5 protein-coding genes are annotated in these 8,670 nt (G+C 76.7%); all 5 read right to left on the bottom strand.

What is annotated here, in order from left to right:
* A partial coding sequence (locus IPZ69_RS45245; RefSeq protein WP_235460752.1) for an AMP-binding protein occupies positions 1-754 on the bottom strand: 754 nt, incomplete at its 3' end.
* Entirely contained in the window at positions 745-3,072 is a 2,328-nt protein-coding gene (locus IPZ69_RS45240) for an ATP-binding protein (RefSeq protein WP_235460751.1), read from the bottom strand. The genes IPZ69_RS45240 and IPZ69_RS45245, both read right to left, overlap by 10 nt.
* 211 nt (positions 3,073-3,283) lie before the next feature.
* A complete protein-coding gene (locus IPZ69_RS45235; protein ID WP_235460750.1) occupies positions 3,284-5,851 on the bottom strand; it encodes an AfsR/SARP family transcriptional regulator in 2,568 nt (855 codons plus the stop codon).
* A gap of 13 nt (positions 5,852-5,864) precedes the next feature.
* A complete protein-coding gene (locus IPZ69_RS45230; protein ID WP_235460749.1) occupies positions 5,865-6,854 on the bottom strand; it encodes an AfsA-related hotdog domain-containing protein in 990 nt (329 codons plus the stop codon).
* 321 nt (positions 6,855-7,175) lie between these two features.
* Positions 7,176-8,670: helix-turn-helix domain-containing protein (locus IPZ69_RS45225; protein ID WP_235460748.1), on the bottom strand; the 1,495-nt coding region annotated here is incomplete at its 5' end.

Raw genomic sequence — 8,670 nt, 5'->3', positions numbered from 1 at the left:
TGGTCTTCGTCCCGCCCTGCGCCGCGAGGCCCGCGTACAGCGTGTTGCCCGTGTGCAGGAGCGCGCCGTGGTCCTCGCCCATGCCCATCACGGTCAGCAGCAGTGCGGGCCGGTCGGGGGAGGCGAGGGAGAGGGGCAGGTCGCGGGCGTGCGGCCCGCGTTCGTGGGCGGTGCGCAGGAAGTACGCGTCGAAGTCCACCGCGCCCGTCGCCCCCGCGTCGCCGACCACCACCCGGCGCCGCAGCCACGGCAACCGGTGCGCGAGCTCGGCCAGCACCTCGGCGTTCCCGTACTCCTCCCAGCGGTCCGGCACCACGCACACCCGCGCCTGCGTGGCGGCCAGGATGCGCTCCAGATCGGGCGCCCGCACCCCGGGCAGCACCGGCACCACCACGGCACCGATCCGCCAGCAGGCCAGCGTGAGCGCCGCGGCCTCCCACCAGTTGGGCAGGTGCAGCGCCACCGGGTCGCCCTCCGCCACCCCGAGCGAACGCAGCGCCGCCGCGAACCGGTCGACGTACAGGGCGAGTTGGGCGTACGACACGGTGACCGTCCGCCGCCCCTCGGGACGGTTGGCACGGTGCCCGACGAAGGCCGGGCGGTCGGGATGCGCGGCGGCGGTGCGCAGCACGTCGTGCACGAAGCCCTCGGCCCGCCACAGCCCGGCCGCGCGCCAGCCCTCCGCGACCCGCGGCGGAACGCTCGATCCGGCCGGCAGCGGACCCAGCCGGGGCGCGTCCGCCGTCACGTCCACCGGCCCACCGACCAGGCCACCTGGAGCCGTGACGTACAGCCCAGCCGGCGCATGATCTGGCGCACGTGGTTGACGACCGTCCACTCCGAAATGTCGAGGCGGGAGGCGATCTGGCGGTTCGTCATCCCCTCGGCCACCAGCATCGCCACCTGCACCTGGCGTGGGGTGAGCGGCTGCGCCTCGGGTGTGGGGGCCGCCGGGCGCGTGTCGGGGTCGGGCGCGGCCAGCGCCTCCTCCAGGGCGGTGCCGGGGAGCATACGGGTGCCCTCGGCCCAGGCCGCCTGGTAGCCGGTGGGGTGCAGCCGGGAACGCAGTGCGTCGAGGGTCTCGTCGACGGCGGCCCGGCGGGCCGGGGCCGGGGTGCTGCCCACGACCCGGCGCAGGGCCGCGCAGGCCGCCAGGGTGCGGGTCGCCCGCAGGCCCGCCGACGGGTCGGTACGCAGCCGCAGCAGGGTCAACTCCTCCAGTGCACCGGGCAGTTCGGTGCGTTCGTCGAGCGTGCGGTACAGCTCCAGGCTCTCGCGCAGCGCGCGGGCCGCGCCCTGCGTGTCGTCGCGCTCCCCGGCGGCGGCCGCCCACTCGCGCAGCGCCGCCGCGAGACCGCGCGCGTCCGCGACCCTGCGGTGCGCGTCGAGGCCCTTCTCCAGCAGGTCCCGGGCCTTGCGGGCATCGCCCTGCGCGCGCAGCGCCGCGGCCAGCGCGACCGTCGCGTCCGCCGCCGCGGCGGCCGCGCCCAGCGACTCCAGGGCGGTCACCGCCGGGCCGAGCGCCGCGACCGCGCCCGCCGGATCGTCGAACCGCAGCAGCGCGAGCCCCATCCGCGCCGACACCAGCGCCGTCTGCCGCCGGTCGCCGAGCCGCTTGCACAGGGCGAGGGCCCGGCGATGACGGCGTACGGCGAGATCGGCGTCGCCGAGCGCCAGCGTGAACGTCGCCGACAGGTCGACGAGGCGGGCGCGCAGCGGCTCGGACAGCGCTGGCCGGGGCGTCGCCGCGTCCGCGCCCGGCGTCTCGTCCCGGGCGACCGTCTCGCACCACTCCACGCCGTCCTGCAGATGGCCCTGCACGAGCCAGGGCCGGCACAGCGCGAGCACCAGCGTGGCGACGTCCTCGGCGGCACCGCACTGGTGCAGGCGGCGCAGCGCGGCCACGACGTTGGGATGTTCGGCGGCGAGCACCCGCAGCCACTGGCCCTGCCGGGGGCCGGTCAGGCGCGGCTCGACGGTGGTGACCAGTTGCCGGTAGGCGGCGGCGTGCCGGTCCAGGGCCGCGTCCAGCAGGCCGTCGGCGGCGAGTTCCTCCGCCATGTGGGAGCGGACCGGCTCGGGCACCGCGAACCGGGGCTCGCCCTGCTCCTGGTCGAGGGCGACGACGAGGCTCCGGTCGAGCAGCGAGTCGAGGACGACGTCCGTGTCGGCACGCGGCAGCGGTGAGACGCGTTCGAGCATGGGCAGTCCGAAACCCGGCTCGAAGACGGCCAGTTGGCCGAGCAGCGCCAGCTGTCCGCGGCTGAGGCCCGTGACGGCGGACTCCGCGAGCGCCGCGAGCGAACGGTGCCGGGCGGGCGCGCCCGCGGGGCCGCCGGACAGCGCCGTCAGAGCGCCGCCGCGGTGCCGCAGCCGGGCCAGCAGCACCTGGGGGGTGAACAGCCGCAGTCGGCCGGCGGCCAGTTCCAGGGCGAGCGGCAGGCCTTCGAGCAGCGTGCACAGGGCGGCGACGGCGGGCGCGTTCTCCTCGGTGAGCGCGAAGCCGGGCACCGTGTCGCGCGCCGCGCGGGTGAACAGGGCGACCGAGGCGTTGTCCGCCAGTTCGCCGGGGTCCTCGGCGCCCGCCGGCGGCACCGGCAGCCGGCCCACCGGCAGCAGCCGCTCGCCCACGACGCGCAGCGGCTCGCGGGAGGTGGCCAGGGCCGTCAACCGGCCCGCCGGGGTGAGGAGTTCGCCGAGCACCGTGGTGAGCGGCTCGCCGTGATGGTCGCAGCCGTCCAGGACCAGCAGGGCGTCCGCGTCCCCCGGGACGCGGCGCAGCTCGGCCGCCAGCCGCAGCACGATCGCCGCGGCCTCGTCGGCGGAGGCGGCCGGCGCCAGGTTCGCCGTCCGCACCCCACGGAACTGCCCGGGTGCCGGCTCGAACGCCGCGGCCAGCGCGCTCTTGCCGACCCCGCCGGGCCCGGTGAGCGTCACCAGACGGGCGTCCGAGTCGGTCAACCTGCCGCGCAGGAACATGAGTTCGGCGTCCCGGCCGGCGAGGGGGCGTCCGCTGTCCGTCGGCGCCGGGCGAACTCCGGGTCTGCTCGGGGCCTGCTGTGCGACGGTCATGGCTTCCCCCTTGAGATGACTGGGAGCAGAGTGTCCGGAACGGGCAAAGCGCGGCTTAATCACGCCGGTGCGGGTCCGAATGCGGCTCCTGGGGCGGGTGTGGTGCGTTCGGTGGCTGGGCCGGGTGAGCCGCGTACGCGGACCGGACGGCCGACGGGACGTGACGGGGCAGACGGAAGGCACGCGGACGCGGTCTCTCCACGGCGTCGCGTCACGCCGCCTCGCGCAGGCGCCACACCCCCGGTCGTACCTCGACCGCCGGCTCCGGCTCGTGCGGAGTGTCCGTGAGGCGGCGCAGGCAGCGGCGGGCGTAGGCCTCCAGGCGCCGGTCGCGCAGTGCCGTGGCCAGGTCGCGGCAGGCCGTGAAGCGGGCCGTCGCCGTCGCCTCGTCGCCGAGGTCCAGGGCGAGCAGCGCCCCGGCGCGCAGGGCGTCGAAGCGGGCCGGGGACCGGTCAGGCAGCGAGCCCAGCGCCGTGTCGAGGAGTGCGCCGGCCTCGTCGAAGGCGCCCGCGTCGAGCCGTACGTCGACCAGACCCACCAGCGCGCGCCCGTGCTCATGGTCGTCCGAACAGCCGCGCGCGGCCCGCGCCGCCGCCTCGTACAGCTCCTCGCAGCGCGCCAACTCCCGCTGCTGCCAGGCCAGGTCACCCAGCGAGCGCAGCATCCGCGCCTCGCCCGCCCGGTCCCTGGCCCGGCGCGCCGCGTCCAGGCCGAGCGTGTGCGCGGCCCGCCAGTGGGGCCAGGCGGCGTGCGACTCCAGGCCGCCGGACAGCGAGTCGGCCAGCCGCAGCGCCGCCTGCCAGGCGCCGTGCGCGTGCGCCGTGCGGAGCACCCCGACCAGGGTGACCAGGCCGGTGTCCGCGGCGGCCGAGGGGCCCGCGCCCGCCACGGTGTCCGCGTACGCCTCGGCGAGGCGGCCCGCCGCGTCCCGCGCCGAGTCCTCCGGCTCGTGCCGGGCGAGCAGTTCGACGGCGAGCAGCCGCAGCAAGGGGTGGAAGCGGTAGTGCCCCGCGTCGTCGGCCTCCAGGAGGCGCGCGTCGACGAGCCCCTCGACGGCATGGCCGGCCGCGTCCGCTCCGAGGCCGAGCACCGCCGCCGCCGGACCGAGACCGAACGGGGCGTCCGGCAGCAGGGCGAGCAGCCGGAACGCGCGCTGCTGCTCCGCCGTCGCCGCCGCGCACCCGCGCACCAGGACGTCCTTCACGTCGAGTTCGCCCACCCGCAGGGCGTCAAGCCGGTCCCGCGCGTCCCGCAGCCGGGCGGCGAGGGTCCGCGGCGTCCAGTGCGGGCGCGCGGCGAGCTGTGCGGCGGCGCCGCGCAGGGCCAGCGGGAGGTGGCCGCACAGCCCGGCGACCTCCAGCAGGGCCGCCCCGTCCGAGCCGCCCGGGGCGCACCTCCGTACGTCGTCCACGCCCTCGGCGGCCCCCGTACCCGAGACCGCCGTCAGCAGCGCGCGGGCCGCCTCCGGTGGCAGGGGTGCCAGCGACACCGTACGGACGGCGGCGAGCGAGGCCGGGGTGCGGCGGATGGTGATCAGCGCCCGGCAGCCCTCGGCCGTGGGCAGCAGCGGGCGCAGCTGCGACTCGGAGCTCGCGTGGTCCAGGACGAGCAGCAGCCGCCGGCCCGCCAGGAAGGTGTGCAGGGCGTCGCGCAGGTCCTCCACCGCCTCGGGCAGCGGCCCGCTCTCGCCCGCCCGCCGCAGCAGCCGCGTCAGCGCCTGCGCGGGGGTGAGCGGACGGCCCGGCTCCGGCTCCAGGTCGACGAAGAGCCGCCCGTCCGGGAAGGCGTCCGCGCACCGGTGCGCCGCCTCCACGGCCAGCGCCGTCTTGCCCACGCCCGGCATACCGGCCACGGCGACGCACGTACCGGCCGGCGCCGAGTCCAACAGTCGTACCACGCGGGCGAGTTCGTCCTCGCGGCCGGTGAAGGCCGGGTCGGCGGCGGGCAGCGCCACGGGCCGGCCGCGGCTCTCCGTCACCGTGACCGCCGCGGGCGCGGCGGCCTCCTCGACCAGCAGGCCCGCATCGCCCTCCAGGATCCGCTGGTGCAGCCGCTGCAGCGCCGGGCCGGGTTCGATCGCCAGTTCCTCGACGAGCGTCTCCCGTACCTGCCCGAACGCGCGCAGCGCCTCCGCCTGCCGGCCCGCCCGGAACAACGCCAGCATCAGATGCCCGTGGAACTCCTCGCGCAGCGGATAGCGCGTCGTCACCGACTGCAGCTCGGCGATCAGATCCCGATGACGACCCAACTCCAGGTCGGCCCGGATCCGTTGTTCCAGGGCCGCCACGTTCGCCTCGTCCAGCCGGACCGCCGCCGCGTCGAGGGTCGGACCGTGCGGGGTGTCCGAGAGCAGCGGGCCGCGCCACAGGTCGATCGCCTGCCGCTGCAGGGCCGACGCCTGCGCGAAGTCACCTGCCTCAAGCGCCCGTCGGCCGCTCGCGTGCAGTGCCTCGAACCGGGTCAGATCCAACTGGTCCGGATCCAGGCGCAGTACATAGCCGGGCTGCCGGGTCACCAGGGTCTCCCGGCCGAACCCGTCCTCCGCGGTGTTCAGTTGCTTGCGCAGCTGCGAGATGTACACCTGGAGCGTGGTGATCGCGGTACGCGGCGGATCGTCCTGCCACAGCTCGTCCGTCAACGCCTGTACGGACACCACCTCGCCGCTGCGCACCAGCAGCGCCCCCAGAACCACGCGCAGTTTCGCGGCCCGCGGTGTGTACGAGACACCGGAGCCCGCGCTGCCCTCGATCTCCATCGGGCCGAGGATGCGGAACCTCATCACGGCACCCGCGTCACAGATCCTGCACGACGCTCGTGCGGGCCTCGGCCACCGCGCGCCGGTGCTGTGTCACGGTCAGCGTCACCGGCACCGAGGGACGGCCCTCGGCATCCCGCTCCAGCGGGCCCGGCACCGCGACGCAGCGCAGCGGCAGCCCCGCCTGCGCGTAGCCGCGGAAGTGCACGTCCCAGTCGGCCACCACGGCCCGGTCGGCGTCCACGCCGCAGGCCCGGCCCGCGGTGAGGATCGACGTCTGGCGCAGCGCCTCCAGGAGCAGCAGACCCGAGACCTGACCGTCCGCGGACGGTGCCAGCGCCGGGTTGTCACCGCGGGTGAGGATCCACGTCGTCAGCCGGCCCTGCGCCGACACGCTCGGCTCGCACACCACCACGTTGCCCGGGGCCCGGCGGCCGATCTCGGCCGGGTCGACGGGCCAGCCCGCGCCGTCCGGCGCGTCGTCCAGCTCGGGAGCGGCGCGCAGCGCCCGGCGGCTGTGCTCGATGTGGTTGCGGTGCAGCGCCGGCATCAGGAAGACCAGGCCCGCGCTGCCGGTGCAGCACGGGACGTCGTCGATGCGCACCTCGACGCCGAACGTCAGCCCCCGGGGCACGCCGCTGATCACATGGTCGGGCCGCGCGGTCAGATGCGTCGTCATCCGGGGCGGGTCCGCGTCGGCGACGCGCCAGGCCCGCAGGTCGGTCAGGGCGAGCGCGAACCGGTAGAACAGGCCGGGCCGTTCGCGCGGCACACCGAAGTACCGGTGGCCCACGAACTCGCCGACCTCGCGCACCTCCTCCGTGACGGACTGGGCGTCGTGGAAGTGGCCGGGACCGTCGTTGAACAGCGGGTGCCCGGTGGGCACCGAGCCGGCCAGGACGAAGTTCTCCTCGCCGCTGCTGGGCGCGTCCAGGAGGTAGTGCTCCCAGGACGTCGGGCAGTGGATCAGATGGCGGGTGGCGTACTTGAGGCCCTGGACGGCGGTACTGGTCGTGTCGACAGTCATGGTCTCTCCTCGGCGCGATGGGAGCGCTCCCTGCGCGCAGAGCACAGGGGAGGGCCCATTCCGTGGCGCGCGCTGTCCCCGTGGCCGTCAGCGTGGACGGCCCACGCCCACCAGGGTGCGGAGACGGCGGTGCCGGATGCCAGCCGGGAACGGTGGCAGCAAGTTGCACGGCAATTAGTTGGGGTCTCGGGCCAGCCCGCGGGCCAGCCGGGCTTTAGTGCCGCTCAGGTCCGCGCGGGCAGGGTGGTTGTGCGGCGCGGTCGCACCCGACACCCCCCTGTCACCGCGTGCCCGCGTCGGCAGCTGCCCCGCCCCGGGACGTCATCCCCCGCTGTCCCGGGCGGGGCCCGCGGCCCGGCCGACCCAATGGGCCACCTGGGCCCGCGAGGTGATGCCGAGCTTCTTGAAGATGCGGCTGAGATGCGTCTCGACGGTCTTCGGGCTCAGCTGGAGCCGGGCCGCGATCTGCTGGTTCGTACAGCCCTCGCTGACCAGCACCGCCACCTGGGCCTCGCGCCCGCTCAGCGCCTGCAGCGGCAGGTCCGCCGCGGGCGTCCGCTCGGGCTCGTCCGGGGGCGCGGGCCGCTCGTGCTCCCGTACCAGATGCACCTCCCGCAGCCGGGCGGCCGCCCGCTCCCGCCACACCCCGCCCAGCGGGCGCGCCGCCCGCGCCGCCTTCTCCGCCGCGTGCAGGGCGGCCGCGCTGTCGTCCGCCGCCAGCCGTATCCGGGACAGGCACAGCGCCGCGTCCACGGCCAGCGGCACCCCGCCCGTGCGGCGCGCCGACTCGGCCGCCCGCTCGGCCCACTGACCGGCCGCCCTCAGGTCCTCGGCGGCCAGCCGGGCTCGGGCGAGCCCCAGTTCCAGCCGGCCCGCCACATGGTCCTGCGCCGACTCCCGGGCCCACACCAGCGCCTCCCCGAGCCGCCGCTCCGCCTCCCGCCTGCGCCCGGTGTAGAACAGCGCGTCGGCCAGCCGGTGCACCGCGTCGAGCCGCCGCAGCAGCACGTCCTCCCCGAGCGCGTCCACCGCCTGCGCCGCGGCGTCGGCCGCGTCGAGAGCCGCCCCGAACCGCCCGACGGCGGCGAAGGCGGCGGCCAGGAGACAACGGGCGTAGGCGGCGTCGGCGTCGACGTCGGCCTGGTCGGGAGTGCCGCCCAGGGTCTCCACGGTTCGGTCGTGCCGGATGTGGTGGGTGAGGGGATCGGGGGTGGTGTTCGGGAACTCTCGGCCTCGGTCATGGCCGACGTGGTCGGTCGGCGGAGCTGGGGCGTCGATGCTCCGCCGACCGGGGGCGGCGTACGCGACCTGCCGGTGCCCGTCGTGTTCGGCATGGTCGGTCACGGGCTCGAAGGCGTCCGCGTCGGCCTGCTCCGCGGCGCTGCCCCTGGGCTGCTCGTCGCGGTCGGGCGCCCGGCGGTGGGTGACGGGCTCGCCCGGGACGACCTCCCGGGCGCAGTGGAGGGCCTGTTGGGCCCAGTGCTGGGCCGCGTGGCCGAGGGTGGGCTCGCCGCGGTCGAGGGACAGGGCGGCGCATTCCAGGGCCGTGGCGGTGGGGGCGGGCGGATGGTGTCGAAGGCTGCGCTCGGCCAGGTCCCAACGGCCCAGCAGGCGCAGCGCCGCCGCCCGCACCGGCGCGTCCTGGGCGGTCGGCGGCACGGACGCGGACGCCCGCAGCGCGGCCTCCGGACGCCCGGCCAGCACCAGCGCCCGCGCCCGCAGCACGGCCGCCTCCGTGTCCTCGGGCGGCAGCAGCCGCAGCAACGAGGCGGCCGCGGCCGCCTCACGATGCAGCCCGCCCGCCGCGACCCGCAGC

Source organism: Streptomyces olivochromogenes, from assembly GCF_021538895.1.
Classification (GTDB): domain Bacteria; phylum Actinomycetota; class Actinomycetes; order Streptomycetales; family Streptomycetaceae; genus Streptomyces; species Streptomyces olivochromogenes_A.
This window is presented reverse-complemented; position numbering and strand designations above follow the sequence as displayed.

Excerpts from the sequence above, each read along its gene's own strand:
- IPZ69_RS45240 (WP_235460751.1), bottom strand. The coding sequence starts at position 3,072 with ATGACCGTCGCACAGCAGGCCCCGAGCAGACCCGGAGTTCGCCCGGCG.
- IPZ69_RS45235 (WP_235460750.1), bottom strand. The coding sequence starts at position 5,851 with ATGAGGTTCCGCATCCTCGGCCCGATGGAGATCGAGGGCAGCGCGGGC.
- IPZ69_RS45230 (WP_235460749.1), bottom strand. The coding sequence starts at position 6,854 with ATGACTGTCGACACGACCAGTACCGCCGTCCAGGGCCTCAAGTACGCC.